This is a genomic window from Schlesneria sp. (genome assembly GCF_036405755.1).
GTDB lineage: Bacteria > Planctomycetota > Planctomycetia > Planctomycetales > Planctomycetaceae > Schlesneria > Schlesneria sphaerica.
Window position 1 is genome coordinate 1 of record NZ_DASWWZ010000034.1, and the last position, 18,291, is coordinate 18,291.

Annotated in this window: 14 protein-coding genes; 6 read left to right on the forward strand and 8 right to left on the reverse strand. The window is 57.5% G+C overall.

Annotated features, from left to right (window positions below):
• Positions 1–198 precede the first annotated feature (198 nt).
• Together VGE80_RS01105 and VGE80_RS01110 are read left to right on the forward strand one after the other, a co-directional pair.
• Positions 199–1,506, forward strand: a complete 1,308-nt coding sequence (locus tag VGE80_RS01105) for a DUF4832 domain-containing protein (RefSeq protein WP_373650224.1) — start codon at positions 199–201, stop codon at positions 1,504–1,506.
• A 165-nt stretch (positions 1,507–1,671) separates the two neighbouring features.
• Complete coding sequence (locus tag VGE80_RS01110) at positions 1,672–3,042, forward strand: DUF1501 domain-containing protein (RefSeq protein WP_440591368.1); 1,371 nt, start codon at positions 1,672–1,674, stop codon at positions 3,040–3,042.
• Between the two features lie 48 nt (positions 3,043–3,090).
• Here VGE80_RS01110 and VGE80_RS01115 read toward each other — a convergent pair whose 3' ends face one another.
• The 7 genes from VGE80_RS01115 to VGE80_RS01145 all read right to left on the reverse strand — a co-directional run bounded on the left by VGE80_RS01115 (position 3,091) and on the right by VGE80_RS01145 (position 13,369).
• Positions 3,091–4,254: a TIR domain-containing protein gene (locus VGE80_RS01115; RefSeq protein ID WP_373650222.1), complete on the reverse strand. Its 1,164-nt coding sequence runs from the start codon at positions 4,252–4,254 to the stop codon at positions 3,091–3,093.
• A 73-nt stretch (positions 4,255–4,327) separates the two neighbouring features.
• Positions 4,328–6,814: a hypothetical protein gene (locus VGE80_RS01120; RefSeq protein WP_397571560.1), complete on the reverse strand. Its 2,487-nt coding sequence runs from the start codon at positions 6,812–6,814 to the stop codon at positions 4,328–4,330.
• A gap of 148 nt (positions 6,815–6,962) precedes the next feature.
• On the reverse strand, positions 6,963–7,610 hold the full coding sequence (locus tag VGE80_RS01125; protein ID WP_440591369.1) for a gamma-glutamylcyclotransferase: 648 nt from the start codon (positions 7,608–7,610) through the stop codon (positions 6,963–6,965).
• A gap of 193 nt (positions 7,611–7,803) precedes the next feature.
• Complete coding sequence (locus VGE80_RS01130) at positions 7,804–8,715, reverse strand: DUF58 domain-containing protein (protein ID WP_440591370.1); 912 nt, start codon at positions 8,713–8,715, stop codon at positions 7,804–7,806.
• Complete coding sequence (locus tag VGE80_RS01135; RefSeq protein WP_397571563.1) at positions 8,681–9,736, reverse strand: AAA family ATPase; 1,056 nt, start codon at positions 9,734–9,736, stop codon at positions 8,681–8,683. Before VGE80_RS01135 ends, VGE80_RS01130 begins: the two co-directional genes overlap by 35 nt.
• A gap of 302 nt (positions 9,737–10,038) precedes the next feature.
• On the reverse strand, positions 10,039–12,822 hold the full coding sequence (locus VGE80_RS01140; RefSeq protein WP_440591371.1) for a serine/threonine protein kinase: 2,784 nt from the start codon (positions 12,820–12,822) through the stop codon (positions 10,039–10,041).
• Positions 12,823–13,060: 238 nt separating this feature from the next.
• Positions 13,061–13,369, reverse strand: a complete 309-nt coding sequence (locus VGE80_RS01145) for a hypothetical protein (protein ID WP_373650216.1) — start codon at positions 13,367–13,369, stop codon at positions 13,061–13,063.
• 197 nt (positions 13,370–13,566) lie between these two features.
• Here VGE80_RS01145 and VGE80_RS01150 point away from each other — a divergent pair, with 197 nt between their 5' ends.
• The 4 genes from VGE80_RS01150 (at position 13,567) to VGE80_RS01165 (ending at position 17,456) form a co-directional block, all read left to right on the forward strand.
• The gene (locus VGE80_RS01150) at positions 13,567–14,271 is read left to right on the forward strand and encodes a metallophosphoesterase family protein (RefSeq protein ID WP_440591372.1); all 705 of its coding nucleotides are present in this window, start codon (positions 13,567–13,569) and stop codon (positions 14,269–14,271) included.
• 259 nt (positions 14,272–14,530) lie between these two features.
• On the forward strand, positions 14,531–15,265 hold the full coding sequence (locus tag VGE80_RS01155) for a response regulator transcription factor (protein ID WP_373650214.1): 735 nt from the start codon (positions 14,531–14,533) through the stop codon (positions 15,263–15,265).
• 76 nt (positions 15,266–15,341) lie between these two features.
• Complete coding sequence (locus tag VGE80_RS01160) at positions 15,342–15,989, forward strand: redoxin family protein (protein WP_397571565.1); 648 nt, start codon at positions 15,342–15,344, stop codon at positions 15,987–15,989.
• Positions 15,990–15,998: 9 nt separating this feature from the next.
• Positions 15,999–17,456, forward strand: a complete 1,458-nt coding sequence (locus tag VGE80_RS01165; protein ID WP_440591373.1) for a c-type cytochrome — start codon at positions 15,999–16,001, stop codon at positions 17,454–17,456.
• A gap of 371 nt (positions 17,457–17,827) precedes the next feature.
• Here the strand turns inward: VGE80_RS01165 and VGE80_RS01170 are convergent.
• Positions 17,828–18,291 (reverse strand): ABC transporter permease (locus VGE80_RS01170; RefSeq protein WP_440591374.1); only part of this gene is annotated, 464 nt, incomplete at its 5' end.

The following is an 18,291-nucleotide window of genomic DNA, read 5'->3' on the forward strand; positions in this document are numbered from 1 at the left end:
AGTGGACGGAATGACTGCGAACTCTACGCTTGCCGGAACCTCGAATCAAATCGGTCGGGAGTAAAACGTCGTCAGGAGCCCAGCCCCCGGAAGGACGCTTCCGCAGGACTCGCATCGATGAGCATGACTGTCTACCCTTGAACTTCCCGTGCGGTCAAAACATCGTCGCAAGCATCGAAATGGAAAGCAGCTTACCCTATGTCCACGCCAGTCAGCGAATGCGGTCAAGCAGCCACGCGTTTCAAACTTCCCGCTCCTTCCCTGGGGTGTCTCTCTACGTTAATTACTCTGCTGATCCTTCACGCGACCGGTCCGGTGATGTCGGCCGACGACTTTCGGCCGGTGAAACTCGCGGCGAAGATTGATTCTGTTCAGCCCATGACGGGGATTGTCCTGTGGGCCACCAACGGGGCGGTCAAGACAGCGCCGATCCAGCTGGAATACAGCTATCTCCAGTACGACCAGATTGTCACGGAGAAGGGTCAATACAACTGGAGCGTTCTGGAAGAGTTACTCGACGCCGTCGCTTCACGCGGTCATCAGGCGATCATTCGCTGGAACGACACCTACGTGGCAAAGCCGACCGGGGTTCCGGCTTACATCAAAAAGTTACCCGACTACAAAGAGACCACCGGCAAGAGCGAGAATAAAACGACGGGATTTCCGGACTGGTCGCACCCTGAACTCCGCCGGTTCGTCCTCGAATTTTTTACGACGTTTGCAGACAAATACGATCGAGATCCCCGGATCGCCTTTGTGGAAGTTGGATTCGGATTGTGGGCCGAATACCACATCTACGACGGTCCCATGAAGCTGGGCCAGACGTTTCCCTCACGCGAGTTTCAATCCGAATTTGCCCTGCACCTGGGGAAAACATTCCGAGAGACTCCCTGGATGATTTCGGTCGATGCCGCGGGGGATCATGCCCCTTTCGCTTCGGATCCACAACTGCTGGACCTGCCCTTTGGAGTCTTTGACGACTCCTTCAACCATGCCAAACACAGCCAGTACAACGAGCCCAACTGGGAAGCGCTGCGGCGCGACCGCTGGAAGATTGCCCCGACGGGGGGCGAGTTCAGCTTTTTCGAGAAGATCGATCAGACGGCCGCGCTCTCCGCGAAGGGCCCGCACGGGATCCCCTTTGAGCAACATGCAGCCCGCTTCCATATTTCGTTCATGATCGGAGATGCCCAGCCCCGTCATCAACCACCCGCACGCATTCGCGACGCCAGTCTGGCGTGCGGCTACCGCTTCCGCGTGACCCGATTTGAGGCCACGGCAACAGCAGCGAAAGTCGAAGTCCGGAACGACGGAATCGCGCCAATCTACTACGACGCGCACCCCGCAGTGAACGGAATTCGGTCGAAGGAGTCACTCAAGGGGCTGCTTCCAGGAGAAGTGAAAGAATTCACGATCGATGCAGGAGGTTCCGCTCCCACCCTGACGATCGAATGCGACCGCCTCGTCAAGAACCAGCGAATCACCTACGACGCTGATCTGCAGTAAGACGGACCTGAACGTGTCCGTCGACCCAGCCTGACTCGCTGCCCCCTGCGGAGGAGATTCCTGGCGGATGGTTCACTCGCACGAATGCACATTGATCGCATCAATAACGATTGATACCATCAATTGGCAGCCTCGCGTTCAACGACCACTGAATGAGCCACCACCATGTTGCACCGTCGCGACGCCATGTTACGTTTGGGTCAGTTCGGCTTAGGGGCCGTGACGCTTCCTCAACTGCTGCGGGCCGACCAACTGCGTGCTAACGGCTCCCCCTCGGCTGCCAGTACTCCCGCTGGTAAAGCAAAGTCCTGCATCTTGATCTACCTTTGGGGTGGCCCCCCTCAGCAGGATCTGTGGGACATGAAGCCGCATTCCCCGTCAGCCATGCGCAGCCTGTTCAAGCCCATCCAGACGGTGACGCCGGGCATCGACGTCTGCGAGCACATGCCGAACTTCGCGCGGCACACCGACAAACTGGCCATCGTCCGCTCATTAACCCACGACAGCGACAATCATGAACCGAGCGTCTATCGGACGTTAACCGGACGCGTGAACAATACGCTCGTCGTCCCTCGAAATCAGCGCAATCGTCTGGATGCACCGAACCTGGGGTCGATGGTCTCGGCCTTCTCGAAGCCGGGGGTCCTTCCTGCTGCCGTGACCATCCCTCGCCCCATCGGTCATAGCGGCGTCACCTACTCGGGAACTCACGCTGGCTGGCTCGGTGCGGCCCATGATCCCATGGAAATCGCGGCCGCAGCGGGGGGCTCAACGGAAAAGCCAACTCACACGATGTCGTTGCTGGAAGACCTGAGCAACACACGACTGCTGGCACGTCAGGGACTGGTCCGCACGATCGATCAGGTGGAACGACGCTACGACCAACTGGCGGCGTCCCGAAACATTGATCTTTATCGTGATCAAGCGGTCCGAATGCTCACGTCTTCCGTTGCCCAGAATGCCTTCAATCTGGACAAGGAAGACCCGGCACTACGCGACAAGTATGGCCGGAACGAATGGGGCGAATCGATGCTTCTGGCGCGCAGACTGGTGGAAGCGGGTGTGCGGCTGGTAACGATCTCGTGGATGACCGTTTTCGCGAACGGCGTTGTGTCGAACGTGTGGGACAACCACGCGGGAACGTCCATGCTGACCGAACCGTATTGCCTGAAGTCCCTCGATCCCGGATTCGCGGCGCTGATGGACGACCTGTCAGAACGAGGCCTGCTGGATGAAACCCTGGTAGCCATGTACGGTGAGTTCGGGCGAACGCCCATGCTGAATTCGACGCAGGGGCGTGACCACTGGGGGCGCGTCCAATCCGCGATCCTGGCGGGAGGGGGGATCCGTGGCGGACAGGTCTACGGCAGCAGCGACAAAGATGCGGCCTACCCGGCATCCAACCCGGTCTCACCGGAAGACATGCTGGCGACGATCTACCATAGCCTGGGAATCAATCCCGACGCAGAACTTCACGACCCGCTCGGCCGGCCGCATCGCATTGTCGATGGGAATCCCATCACGGCACTGTTCTAGTAGAAGCTCTAGTGGGAGCCGTCAGCACGCGTTGCTGGGACTTGTTCGTCAAAGGAAATCGGACAGATAGACGAACTTCACGTAACGCTGCCATCGGGGGTGCTCATTCAGCAGAAGCTGAAGTGTTCTCTCGAAGTTCGATACTTCGCGCCGCTCGGCCTGCACCTGGAGATCATTCACTCCGACATATTCTTCACGAAAGACTCGACAAATCGTCTCTCGGGAGGCCCGCATCGTTGTGGGGATGTCGAACAAGTCGAGATGTGTCGTCCCCTCGGCAGGAATCCCCTTGATATAAAAGGGAAACTCGCGAAGTCGGCACTTGACCGTCACCGGTTCCAGCCCGCGCAGAATCTTCTTGAACTTATCCTGGTCCAGAACGTCCAGTCGATCCGGGACAATGACATGGAGCGTAAAGGTGCTGTAATCGAACCGGCGACGGCCGACGAGTACGGGCTCAAAATCATCTAACTGATCCAGGACGCGCGACAGAAAGTTATGAAAATACCCGATTGCCAGTGCCGTCGCGGGCAGATGGGAAAACTCGGTCGTATTGTGATGCCGAGTAACGATCTGCGAGACGATATTATCCGCTGTTCCTGCAAACTCGGCGGTCGGACGACCGTCTTTTTTGCGACTGAACTGATCGAGCGTGATTCCCAGCAGATCGGTGGGAATCTTGAGATCTCTTTCGACAAGAGTAAACGCTCTCCGCGGTCCCAGCTTGCCCAGGAAGAGCCCGAACTCGAACAGCACATTGTCCCGCGCGGCCGCATACGTCTTGCCGCGCGACACACTGATATCGTCCTTGGTAAAAATGAGAACCGCAAATTCATAGAGACTGGCGGTGTTGAGTAATGAGGTCAGAAAGTCCTGGTGACGCTGAAAAATGGCACCAGAGTTCCATGCTTCGACTTCCGCTCGCTGACCGAAGGCGGCCTCAAGCGCCTGAGCGACTTTCAGCCCTTCCGAGGAAGACCCAATGAAGACCGTTGGCTTTCGCAACATTTCAGCTCCGCGATAGAGCGTCCCTGCCCGGCGAATAGAACATCGATGACTGCAGGCCTGATTACGGTACTCCGTTGCGGTACTTCTCGCTATATAGCGAGCGACGATCGCGTCCGTCAGCAGCACGAATAGCGACTTCGGCAACTGCCTCCACGGGCCGCTCGTTGAATAGTTCCCTGCATCGCCCCACACGGCGTTGATCATGCCGAAGGGGCCCCGCTAACAGAGCGACGTGCCGAGAGTCCTACCGTGCCGAACGGGCGGTGGCCCACGCGGATCAGGGTTGCTTCAGCAGCCAGACTTCGGCGACCTGGCATCCCCGTCCGTTCCCACCCATGCCGGGCTCGCGCGTCCAGCGGAGTGTCAGTTCACCCTTACTGGTCGCGGAAGGGGGAACGTTGAATTCGAGCGGTGTCATTTCATCCGGTTTGAACATCCAGTCATGGACGACTTCCCCATTCGCGTCCATCCGGACTTTCAATTTGCGAGTCGGTTCTGACGAATAGACAACCCGGACCACATAACGAGACTTCGGGTCGAGCCCTTCATATCGCATCACGAGCGGTGCGTCATACATCGAGAGCACGTTCGTCCACCATTCCCGCGGCCGATCGACGCGAAAATCAAAACTCGTATAGACGGACTTACGGAAGTCGGGGTTCTCGACAAACGGGACGGTATTAGGAACCAGATGCGGTTGTCGACGCGGATCTCCCAGGTCGTCATAAAAGCTGCCGGGCCCCGGATTCGTTCGGTTCAGGATTTCATTCAAGGCATGAAGTCGCTGCGATTCCTTCTGCTCCGCTCGGACCTGGGTGAGCTGCCCCTTCAGCCAGAATCGATCATTCAATGGTCGATCAATCGTATCCTGCGACGTTCCCCGGCCATGCTCACCCTGATGAAGTTTGCTGTTGAGCTGCATCCGGATGCTTTGGTACAGCGCTTCTCCCAATTCATTGACTCGATCGCGTCGTGCCGGAGAAACCTGCTTCAGATCGGCCTGATCCAGCACCGCGTCCGCCTGGGCGATCGCCACGAGAGATCCGATGCGGTCAGCCCGACGCAGGAGATCCGCCGCTTCGGCCCGCTGAGCCGTTTCTGCGATCAACCGGTCACGCAGGTAGGCATCATAGTAGGCCCGGTAGAGCGCCTGCTGGAAACGCCAGTTCAGCAGCAGGCGTGCTCCCCCCGTCTGTTCCATAACCTGAAACTGATGCAGCGTTGTTTCCACTCCTGTATTAGTGAGTAAGGGTCCCACCCAGTTCTGTTCCAGTGCCAGCAGACCATGAGCAAACTCCTCGGTGAATTGCTCTGATATGAAGTAGCGACTGTATTGCCGCAGGATTTCGATGACGGGCGTTTTGCTGTTCCAGCCGAGTCCGCTCCAGACAAATTTATTTACGTCGTCATTGCACCCTTCAGAATAGGTCAGAAACCCGACGGTCGATTTCTGGTAATACTTGAAGATCTCGGCCTGACTCAGTGGGCGCGGGTTGATCACCTCGCGTCCTTCCGTAATTCCAAAGGCGACGTCCCATTCCGGTACAGGGTGCTGACAGTTCGTGCTATGGGTGATGTCTGGATAGCCCCGAATCGGATACCGCTGAGGAATCGCCTGCCGTACCTCTTCAAGACTCATCCGCACCTGCGGGCCAAAAACGATCCCATCCAGCCATTTCGGTTCCGACTTCATGAACTGGTAGAACTCATCATCCCAGTCCTTATTGAAGCTTTGAGGCGACATCCACATCTGGGCCTTGGGATGATACTTCCGCAACAGAGCCGCCTGCTTCTCCAGCAGGGCCATCAGCGGAAGCGGGTGAGTGTGCCCCGGGTCCCCCCCGGGGACAAAGACAACATCAATACGGGGGAGCCGCTTATAGACTTCCTCCCATTCACGCAGGGCAAATTCCACGGTCCCGGCGTCGGCGTAGTCTTTATCCATGGCGGGGTACCAGACCCAGACGTCCAGCCCGTACCCATCTGCCAGACGGGACATTTCGACCATCATTTCCATCGGTGGAACGGGAAAATGAGGGCTGTCGAGAGCATCGTCCGACCGAGGTGGAATCAGCTCGATTGCATTGGTCCCGAAGAGGGCCAGATCGCGAATGTACTGGTCCCAATGGTCCACGTCCCAGGCGTCGTACGAATTCGTCTTCTGACGATAGCCCAACTGGTGACCGCGCAAAGAAGTTTCCGGTGCGGACGTTTCACGGAAGTCCGCAGGGAGTTCAACCCGGCCGCGGGACATCCGCAGTTCCCGCAGTAGCCGTCCGACACCAAACAGGACACCTCGTTCATCGTTGCCGACAACGGCGATGAGTTTCGGGGAGGAAAGGGATTCGATCTGATATCCCTCACTCGGCCCCGCCGTCTCGGGCAACTTCACACGGGAGCCCGACTTCGACAGCACGGGGCGAATCACCTTGAAGGGACCGACCAGAATGACCGGAGTGTTGCTCGATACCGGAAGGCTTTGCTGTTCAGTCCATCGGACCATCGTCCGTTTGCGAACTTCCTCGATCAGTAGTGAAACCGCTTTCTTCTCGCGATCAGATAGCCCCTCGGGCGCGACCACGATGCCCTCGGTAAGATCAAGCATCCCCGGTCGGGCGGCGGCCTGTTCGGCCCCGCTCAGTTCTGCGGAGAGCCCCTGACAAACGAGCCATAGTCCGGCCAACGCGGCAACGATCAGGCGCGACGCAGGAGCGTGAGAATTACGAGATCGAGATTGAGCAGCAGGGTGAGAATCATGCGTCATTCGAAGTAGGCCCTGTTGGAGAAAGGGAATTGCTCGGTCCGACTTATTCAGTTGATTGATGACAGTGACGTGGTGATCTGTTGACGGAGATGACGGGACGAACGGGGTGGATCAGCTGCCGGGCCTGCGGGATAAGATGCTGCGACGATCAAACCCGGAAGCCTATGCGAACCCCTTCATAAATATGACAGATCGAGACACTTTCGGCGATCAAGACGGGGACGAGAATTCGCCGGTAACATTCCCCCTCGAATTGATCGAGTCGTTCGATGTGTTCGTACAAATCTGACGATATCAGAACGCGAACTTCCATCGCCGGCGCAGTGACATCCCACGCGAACTCCAGGTACTCGTCCGGTTGCCAGACCCGTCCTTTTACCTTCCCGTCGACCCAGCAACCGTTGATCATCGAGACCTGATCGAAGTTCGACTCCCCAGGCCGCAGCGAACCATAAGCCGCTAATCGGTTCAGGGGCCTTCCGAACAGCGTTTCAAGCAATCCTGGAATCGCTGCATCGGGCAGTGTGCCAAGGGAACCGGCGAGAGCCAACCACGGGTCACGACTCGATGGCTCCCCCTCCTTCAGCAACTTGCTGGCAAGAAGGATTGCTTGTCCGAGGGCTTTTCGCACCGCGTTGGCGCGAACCGCCGGGGCTGCCGACGCAGTCTGATTCAGTTCCGTGAGCAGGGACTCCACCGTCGTGAGCGGAACATGGTCCCACCACCTTATGTCAGCGAGTGTCTGCAACGGATCAAGCCATTCCCGCTGGGCCCAAGTCGCCAAAGTGGTGAGCATGATTTCGAAGTATCCGGGACGCACAGGGAATCATGTCTGAACGGAGAATTGGTCGACGCCGGTACCATTCAGGCGGCTGTTGGCAAATTTCCCGCAACCACCTGCATCCCGGCGACCGAACGACCGGTGAGCCGCGTGAGCGTGAATCCTCCGTGACGGCGGCTGAGCAAGATCACGAGCCCCCGCCGTACGTTCAGGAACGAACCGATTTCCGCATGCCGACACGGTGAGTGACATAGTAAGCCAGGGCTGCGTCGAGATGCTCACTGGTGCGAATCGTCTGGAAGTCGATCATCTGGCGAGCGCAGTTCCGATGAAGGTCGTCGACGAATTCTGTCACTGCCTTGAGATACCCTTCGCGCAGAGCCCGCGGGTCACAGACCAGGTCGCCTGTCTCTTCCATCCCTTCAAATTTGGTGGTGCCACTGTACTGGAAGTCGAGTTCTTCATCGTCCATGACGTGCATCACCATTACGTCGTGACCGCGAGTCCGGAGCAGTTTCAGGCCTTTGAACAGTCCGGGCCGATCAACGAACAGGTCCGAGATGACGACGATCAGTCCTCGTCGCGTCTGTTCGTCGGCAACCTGAGCCAGCAGACGTTGCAGGTCCGTCTTCTTTGATGGCTGGTTCTGATCCAGTGTTGCCAGGATCGCGTGCAGATGATTCTGCTTGCTGCTGAAGGGGACACGTGAACGGATTTCGGAATCGAACGTCGTAATCCCGACAGCGTCCTGTTGACGCAGCAGCAGATAAGCCAGCGAAGCGGCAATCTGACAGGCGTATTCGTACTTGGTCAGCTTGCCCGAACCAAACTGCATCGACTCTGACTGGTCGACCAGCAGCATGGTCCGCAGGTTGGTCTCTTCTTCGTACTGCTTGATGTAGTACCGGTCGGTCTTGGACCAGACTTTCCAGTCGATTCGTCGAATGTCATCACCCGGCGCATACTCGCGGTGCTGAGCAAATTCGACGGACTGACCGAAGTAGGGGCTGCGGTGCAGACCGGACAGAAAGCCTTCCACAACATTGCGAGCGAGGATTTCCAAGCGGGAAATCCTCGCAATGGCTTCAGGCGGCAAAAATCTTCGCGAGGTTTGGGTCACGTGTCAGTTCGCCTTCTTTGGACGGGGTCGACTTGATCAGTTGTTCGACAACGTGGTCCGAGGTGATCCCCTCGCTCTCGGCCGAGAAATTGACCACGATGCGATGACGCAGCACCGGAGCCGCCAGGGCCTGAATATCGTCTGTCGAGACGTACGTCCGGCCATTCAGCAGCGCCCGGGCTTTCCCGCCCAGCAGCAGGAACTGCACGGCACGCGGGCCGGCTCCCCAACTGAGTTGCTCACCCACGAACTGCGGTACACCCACCTCACCGACGCGCGTCTGTCGCACCAGCGCCAGTGCGTAATCAATCACATGATCACTGGCGGGAACCTGCCGCACCAGCTTTTGAAGCGTCAGAATTTCTTCGGCGTCCAGCACCGGCTGAATGTCGTCGGCCTGGATCGAAGTCGTTCGTTTGGCGATCTGTCGTTCTTCCGCGAACGTCGGATACTTTACGAAGACCTTGAACATGAAGCGGTCCTGCTGCGCTTCGGGCAGCGAGTAAGTCCCTTCCTGCTCGATCGGGTTCTGGGTGGCCAGCACGAAAAACGGATCTGCCAGAACGTGACGCATCTGACCGACGGTCACCTGGCGTTCCTGCATCGCCTCAAGCAGCGCCGCTTGCGTTTTCGGTGGAGTACGATTGATTTCGTCAGCCAGCACGACGTTGTGAAACAGCGGACCTGTGATGAAACGGAACTCCCGTTTGCCCGTTTCACGGTTCTCTTGCAGCACATCGGTCCCGGTGATGTCGGCCGGCATCAGGTCGGGGGTAAACTGAATGCGTGCGAAGCTCATCGAGAGACAGCGGGCCAGGGTACTGATCATCAGTGTCTTGGCCAGACCCGGCACCCCTTCCAGCAGGCAATGGCCACGGCTGAACAGTGCGATCAGCAACTGTTCGATGACATCATCCTGCCCGATGATCACCTTCGACATCTGCTCGCGGATAGACTGATATGCCTTGCCGAGCTTGGCGATCGAAGCTTCGATTTCTGCCTGTGAAACGGAGTCGCTCATGACGACGCGGTCTCCAATAATAGGAAAGGTCGGTTTCTCGTCAGATTCAGATCATCATGCTAGCGGCTGACCGAATCCGACGCGACCCCCGCAGACGTTTTGGCCGATCAACCGACGCATTGTCCCGCAGAAATCCGTAACGGGGGATGTCCTGGCCTCGAAGTCCACAGCCATGCAAGACTTCTCATTCACGCAGCACCTCCCCATTGGCACAGTCTCTTCTCGCTTCGGATGCGCGCGAGAGCTCTGCGTGGTTGCGGACGAAGATCAGCGGCAAACGCGCTTGCATTGCGGACAAATCCCTAGCGCCGAGCGTCCTCGTCACGTGTGCGATCAAGATAGGGCAGCTTTTTCAGTGGGGCTCCCGCCGCGTCACCGTCACTGGCCCCTTTGATCGCTGGATTGGAATCGGCCAGCAGTACCACGTCATCTGTCGTGAGGCTGGAATAGACCTTGTCCGGCGTTTTCACTACGCGCATATTTTCAGAACGGACCCCTTCATTCGATCCCCAGAACGATTTCCATTGGGCATAGTCGAATGCTGGAGAATTGCCACTCAGCTGCGAGGTCGAGATTTCCAGGAACGTCTCAATGCTGTTGTAGAAGTTCAAATCGCCTTTCCACGAAAACGACCGCTGGAAGTCCATGAATTCCGACAAACCACGCATGGAGATCAGAGGTCGACCCGGTCCACACGAAATCACGTTATTGCGAGCATCGATGAACAGTGGCGGCAGCTTTTCAGACAGCCCCCCCATCCCATCCACCGAAAGCAGGCTTTGTCCCAAGAGGCAGGTCACGTGTTCCAGTTCCAGGGAGATGCTTTCCCGCTCCATCCCGACCATGTCGGAAACGAGCTTCAACTGAAGCAGGTTTCCATCGACGCCGACGACAGAATCTTTCAATTCAAATCGTGCGGGGACGGGGTCGCGCATGACAATCAGATCGCAACCGCCCCGAACAAAGCTTTCGGTGATCAATGTCTCAGGGGGCACCACCGGCATGCCGCCCAAGCGGAGACCGATGCCATCAATACTCTGCCCCACCGGTGCTCGCTGCTCAAAAATGCAGGCCGGCTTGCTGAACGGATTGGTGACGGTGACAGTGACTCCCTTGAGCTGCACTCGCTCAGGCCGTTCCAGGCTGAACAACGCCCAGCGATCCATCCCCACGCGGTTGGGAACTGCCATCGCCAGATCGACGTTTACGAACTCCAACAAGCCCCCCGCCACGGTCACCATGTGAGGTGAGCCATCCGCTGAGAGATCCGTGGGAGCAAACGTAATCGTGGGTCGGTAGCCGACGGCACCACGAATGATCAGCTTTTTGTTCGGCAGGCGAATCGGTCGTTCGGGCTTGCGGACACCGTTGTACCTCAGCTCGATGATGCTGCCCGCTTCTGCCGCCTCGGTACAGGCCGCCTCCAGGCTGTCGTATGACTTGCCGTTCACAATACGAATCGGCGCAACAATCTCTGCTGATGCCTTGGTTTCCGCAATTCTTTCGGACGTCGTTCGGTCGGCCGTGGCTCGTTCCTGAGGAGTCCTTTCCGGCGTAGTCCGTTCGGACATGGTCGGACGCTCGGCGGCAGGGGTCGAGGGCCGCTCACTGGGCAATGCGGGTTCCTGGGGAATCGTCCCAATCGTCAGTGGAAACGGCTCGACGCGTGCGACTTCGGGTTCGATCGTCGATGTCGCCTGTTTCTTCGGGTCAAGGAAACTGGTCGAATCAAGCAACGATCGCTTCGGATCGTCGGGGACCTTCACCACGAAGTCCTCTTTGGCCCGTCCCGAATCGGTCTCAACGTTTCGGTCTGGGAACAGAGGCTCGACAATGAACGGCTCAGCGGGCGCTGTCCGGCGAGTTGCGGCGAGCCCCGGATCGGCCGTCCCTTGGGTCAGCTTGGGGTAATACTGAACGGCAACAACCAGGAGACAGAGCGCACAGGTGGTGGCCACCCAGCCGAAGTTACTTTGCCAGAAGGGTGGTTTGAACCGGGTCGCGGTCAACCAGACTTGCCCGTCAACCGGGACGGCTCCTGCCCCCAGGCTGCGAGCAACAATTAACAGATCGCGCAACAGGTCCGCAGGGGACGAATAACGTCGCGCGGGGACGCTGGCCATCATCTTCCGCACGACGTGCGACAGCATGGGCGTGACCCGGCGATTCTTGCGAGCTGGATCGGGGGGTTCCTTGTCCTGATGGTCCAGCAGTTTCTGCAGCACCGTCCCCTCAGGGTAGGGGGGCTCTCCCGTCAGCATGTGGTACAGCGTACATCCCAGCGAGTAGATATCGCTGCGGACATCGACGCTATGCGGATCACGCGCCTGTTCGGGTGAGATATAGTCGAATGTTCCCAGGGTTGTTCCGGGAATCGTCAATTCGAATGAGGTTTCCAGCGAGGTCTTGCGGGCAAGACCCAGGTCGACCAGCTTCGCGCGGCCAAACGGGGTGATCAGTACGTTCGACGGCTTGATATCCCGATGGATGACACCGGCCCCCGAAAGGTGGTGCAGGGCGGCGGCGAGCTGAATCGTGTAGTTGACGGCTTCTGGGGGATCGAGCCACTTTTTCGATCGAATCAGGTCTCGCAGGTTTTGTCCCGGAACGTACTCGTACGCGATGTAATGCAGCCCGGCCTCTTCACCCGAGTAGAAGACGCGTGCGATGTTATCGTGATCCAGCCGAGCTGCGGCCTGGGCTTCATTTTGAAATCGCTGAACGGACGTTTGATCCAGTGAAAGAGAGGGCGCCAGCACTTTCAAAGCGACGTCTCGTTTCAAGCGGTCGTCCAGCGCGAGAAACACGCTGCCCATGCCGCCGACACCGATTCGCTTTTGAATCGTAAAGTGACCGATGGTGATGCCGGCGACGTGATCGGCGTCATGCCCCGTAGGAAACAGGCGGGGAACCACGTCATTGCCCGACGCCGAGATATCGCCTGACGATCCTGTCAGGGACATGACGCGGGGATTCGTGATCACCGTTTCGGGACCGGCCCCTTTGTTGCCGCGCCACAAATAACTCAATACGGAGCTGGTCCCCTGACCCGAGTCCGATTGAGGCTTATTCAGGCTGCTGGACATGTTGCACGCCGTAAAGGGGAATACATAAATTGAATCTGCTCGCCGTATTGAGACGGCTCAAACGAGAAGTGCGTGAGTTGCTTGCGCTTGGTTGACGGGCATCAAGTCGTACGACGGGAATAGAAATCTTGATGGAAACCGAGACCGCCGGCATTCTTCGCCCGTGACAGCCTGCCGACAAGTGGGGAAAACCAAAACACCGTACATCGATTGCGGATCAAGTCCGGTTCTGAACGATTCAACCGGCGTTTCCGCGAAAAATGACGTCCGACACATCCTTTTGTATTGAGTTCAGGTATTTTTCCAACGTCTCATTCAATCCTGCAGTAAAGCGATCGCTTTCCAGAACAGAAGAAACATAGCTTCGAATCGTAACATCAGCAACCGGGGGCTGATCCGAGCCCGGGTCAGGCTGACGGCTTAACTTCCTGAGTTCATGAACTTTCGGTACAAATCCCATTTCGAGATGCTCGGCAAGTTCACGCAATCCATGGGCAGCATCACGCAGTTTTTCACGCAGCGTCAGATGATCGATGGATGAACTCATGATCGTTCTTTTTTGAAAGTACGATGAAGAAGTGACTCACTATTAGATCGATCCCGCGCGTCAATCGTCAAGATGCTTTAAACTGAACCTTGGGAGAATCACAAGATTCTGTCGGAGCGGAAATCAGCTCACTTCCATCACCCCTTTCATGACGGGGCCACGCCATGAACGAGAAAAACAGATCTGCGACCTGATCTATGAGAATCCTGGTTCTAGCCGATATCCACGCCAACTGGCTGGCCTTGAGCTCCATTCGTGAAACTTTTGACGAATGTCTGTTTCTCGGCGATCTCGTCGAATACGGCGTGGACCCCATCCCCTGCATCGACTGGGTACGCAAACACGCCACCTATGCGATTCGCGGTAACCACGATCACTCCGTCGCACAGCGGGTGCCTCCCCCTGTCGGTACGGGATTCCGCAGACTTGCTGGTGCCACCCGACAGCAGCATTGGGAAATCCTCCGTCCTTCGCATTTGAAGTATCTTTCCCAACTCCCCGTCACCCAGAACGTGACGATCGACAACCTGCGGTTTCATCTCGTTCATGCCACACCTCGCGACCCGATGGATGAGTATCTTGCTGCGGACGCGGAAGGCTGGGAACGGCGATTAACGAATATCGAAGCTGACTTCATTTGCGTCGGACACACCCATATTCCGTTTCACCTGACGCTCGGAAACCGTCAGGTCCTGAATCCGGGAAGCGTAGGACAACCCCGGGATGGAGATCCCCGTGCCGCATATGCCATCATCGAAAACGGGCAAGTCGAACTGAAACGGGTCGAATACGACATCGATGCGGCCGTTCGGCAGCTCGAAGCCAGCGGCATGGATAGTGATGTCATCGAACTCGCCGCTCAGGCTCTCCGTTACGGAGGACGTGCCAAGCCCCTCCGTTAACTCGACCCGACGCCGTACACCGGACGAATTCTCTTTTTCGCCGTCTGCGGAAAACGATCTCTCCTGCAGCACGGAATTGCGGTACGGAACTGCAGCACCTAACCCGGGCGTCACGACGGAATCCCAGAAAGCGAATTCTTTTCCCGGCCGGATGCCTTACAATTCGCCATTGTCTCGCGATGAACGAGGATCGATTCCTCGTCCACCATTTTTGAGGACGATTTTCATCAGAAATCAACGGGCGATTGGGGCAAAATCGATGAGGATCTTAATTGTCGAGGACGAAGAAGCCCTCGCGTTGGGATTGAAATTCAATTTCGAACAGGAAGGGTACGAAGTACTGCTCGCCGGTGATGGCCCGACGGCCCTGAAGATTTTTCACACGGCGGTCCCGCCCATCGACCTGATCATTCTAGACCTGATGCTGCCGGGGATGAGCGGATACGAAATCTGTTCTGCCATCCGGACCACCAATAAGCTGGTCCCGATCATCGTGCTGAGCGCACGCACGCTGGTCGAAGACCGCATGCATGCATTCGATGTCGGCACGGACCAGTACATCACAAAGCCCTTCGCACTGCCCGAACTGCTGAACCGTGTCAAGAACCTGATGGAGCGACACCGGACCATTCTGACCGACGTCACCTCCAATGGGACCACCAGTGAAGGGGTCATCTCGGGCGTTTACACCTTCGGCGATGTCCGCATCGACTTCCAGTCGTTTGAAGTGTCCGTCGGTGACAAGAAGCACGCACTCACCACACTGGAAATGCAACTATTGCGCTACTTCATTGAGCACGAAGGGGAAGTGCTTTCGCGGCACCGTATCCTCGAAGAGGTCTGGGATCAGTCCGCCGATGTGACGACACGGACTATTGACAACTTCGTCCTGCGACTTCGCAAGATTCTTGAACCCGATCCCGCACAGCCCCGGTATATCGTCTCAGTGCGCGGAACCGGATACCGGTTTCTCGCACGTGCCGCTGAAGCCTGACGGGAGCACGATGACTTGCGATCTGACCGGTCACGGGCGAGAAATGACGACCCGTCCACGTTTACGGAGACCGCCAATGTCCAGCCAATTCGATCAAAAAGACTCCCACCGTCCCCCCCGAATGGGCAGGGCGATGCTCACTCTCATGCTCTGCGTCACGCTGTACAGCTCGGCTCTCCAGGCGGCTCCTCCCGAAAATACCGTGGAACTGGTCGACCTCGAAGGACAGACTCATACTCCTCTAAGGAATGCCAAGGCCAAGGCAACGATCCTGTTCTTTCTGCTGCCTGACTGCCCCATCTCGAACGCTTATGCACCCGAGATCAAGCGGATCGCAGCCCAATATGCTGAACAGGAGATCGCGTCGTTTATTGTTTATGTCAGTCCTGACCTTTCCGTTGAGGACGCTAAGAAACACGCGACCGACTATGGATATGAAATTCCCGTATTGCGAGACTTATCCTACGAATTGGTTCGCGAGACAGAAGTCACCATCGCGCCGGAAGTCGCCGTGGTCTCTGCTGAAGGGAAATGCCTTTATCGAGGACGTATCGATAATCTTTACGCCGCGCTGGGTAAACGCCGCTATAAAGCCACCCAGCATGACCTCAGAAATGCACTGGATGCGATTCTTCAGGGAGTCCCCGTTCCACAGGAGACGACGAAAGCGATCGGTTGTTATATTCCCAAGCCGAAAACAGACGCCCGACTACTCACTCGCTAGGGATTAGGTATGTTGTCCTTTCGCTGCCAGCTTGTCTTTGTCGCAGTCATCCTGACTTGGTGGTCTCATACGCCGAGCACATTCGCGGATGTGACTTTTACCAAAGAGATCGCTCCGATCATTTTTGAAAACTGTGCGACCTGCCATCGGCCTGGCGAGGCAGCTCCCTTTCCTCTGCTGACGTACGCCGATGTTCAGGAACGAGGGGACCTGATTGCCGACGTCGTCAAACAACGGCTGATGCCCCCCTGGAAAGCGGAACCAGCAGACTATCCCTTCCTCTACGAACGACGACTGTCCAAGGACCAAATCGAGCTCATTACCAACTGGGTCGATCAGGGGATGCCCGAAGGAAACGCAGCTGACTTGCCCGCACTCCCTGAGTTCGCCAGTGGATGGACCTTGGGCGAACCGGACCTTGTCGTATCGATGAAGCAGCCCTACCGGGTTCCTGCGGATGGTCCCGATATCTACCGGAATTTCACGATTCCGCTCGACCTGACCGAAGAACACTTCATCGCCGCCATCGCCTTTCGTCCCAGCGCACGTTCGGTCGTCCATCATTCGCTGTTCTTCTTCGACGCCACCGGACGCGGCCGTGAGCTGGAAGCCGAAGATGATGAACCGGGGTTCAAGGGAGGAATGGGAGCAATGATGAAATTGCGGGGTAGCCCCGTCCCACCTCAGGCCTTCGACGATCCCGAAACCGCTCCGAAACGAAGTCCGCTGGGAAAGAGAGCGACTCCGGGCGCACCGGCATTCGGCGCGCTAGGTGGCTGGGCACTGGGAGCACAGCCGCACCTGCTGCCGAATGGGTTGGCGTACCGGGTTCCGGCCGGGTCAGACCTGATCCTGGCGACCCACTTTCATCCGTCAGGAAAAGCCGAAGAAGAAACCTCGACAGTCGGGATCTACTTTGCCAAGAAGCCTTCGAATCGCCGCTTTATGCCGATCCAGCTACCGCCCGCATTCGGCGCGTTCAAAGGCATCGATATCCCACCAGGTGAAAAAGAGTATGTGATCGAAGACACCTTCGTCCTTCCCGTGGATGTCGAGGCCTTCGGAGTCGGAGCGCACGCGCACTATCTCGGCAAATCGATGACGCTCACGGCGACACTTCCCGACGGCACCCGGCGAACAATCCTCTCTATCCCCGACTGGGACTTCGCCTGGCAAGAGCAGTACCGGTTTGCAGAGTTCGTCAAACTCCCCAAAGGGACCCGGTTGCATTCACGGATCACCTACGATAACTCGAAAGACAATCCACGTAATCCCAGCGATCCCCCGGCGCGAGTGCACTTCGGCGAGGAATCGACAGACGAAATGGGCAGCATCTCGCTGATGACACTGGCCGCAGACGAGTCGGAGTTACCGCTCCTGCAGAGTACCTATCGGACTCATTTCCGATCCGCCCTGTTGAAGTCCCCCCTTTCGAAACTCTTTCAGGGCCGACTGGAAGCCGAGTAACTGCGTTCCATGCCCTGTGCGGACCGACTCTCACCCTCCACTCAAGGATAGCCACGGTTGCCGCGTCTTCGCGGCTACCGTGGCGGCGTCAGCCGCAAGAGGTTTCCACAACAATAGCCACCACCCCTCCAACTCTGCCCCCCCACTACCGCCCCCGCCGACAGAGTTCTCCGGACTCGTTCTCATCGGGCGAGCATCGGCCCAAACGTGACTTCGGTTTCCATTCGCGACTTCAGCGGAGCCCATTCCTGCCTGCGAAATTCGCTCGTTAAACAATGCACAATAGTGATTGAGGCCGGTCAAATGCCGAGACCTATACCCCTGCAAGGGTTTACGGGAGGGCTCCCGTGGGCCGGCTGCGAGTCAAGGCATTACTCGTAGCGCAGGGCTTCAATCGGATCGAGGCGACTGGCTCTGCGTGCCGGGTAGTAACCGAAGAAGACCCCAACCGCGGCGGCAAACAAAAAAGCGACGATGCCGGCCGTAATCGAAACTTCGTGCGTCCACTTGGTGCCGGTGGTGAACGAATTGATCAGGGTCACCAGTCCGACGGAGGCACCGACGCCCAGCAGAAAACCAATCAGGCCCCCGACACACGACAGCAGAACCGCTTCGACAAGAAACTGCCTGAGGATATCATTCGCCCGCGCACCAACGGCCATCCGGATCCCAATCTCGCGTGTTCGTTCGGTGACAGAGACGAGCATGATATTCATGATCCCCACGCCGCCCACGACCAGAGAGATTGCCGCAATGCTCGCCAGCATCATCGTCAGCGTACCGGTCACAGCGCCGAAGATATTCGCAATCTCCGTCGTGTTCTGCACGATGTAAT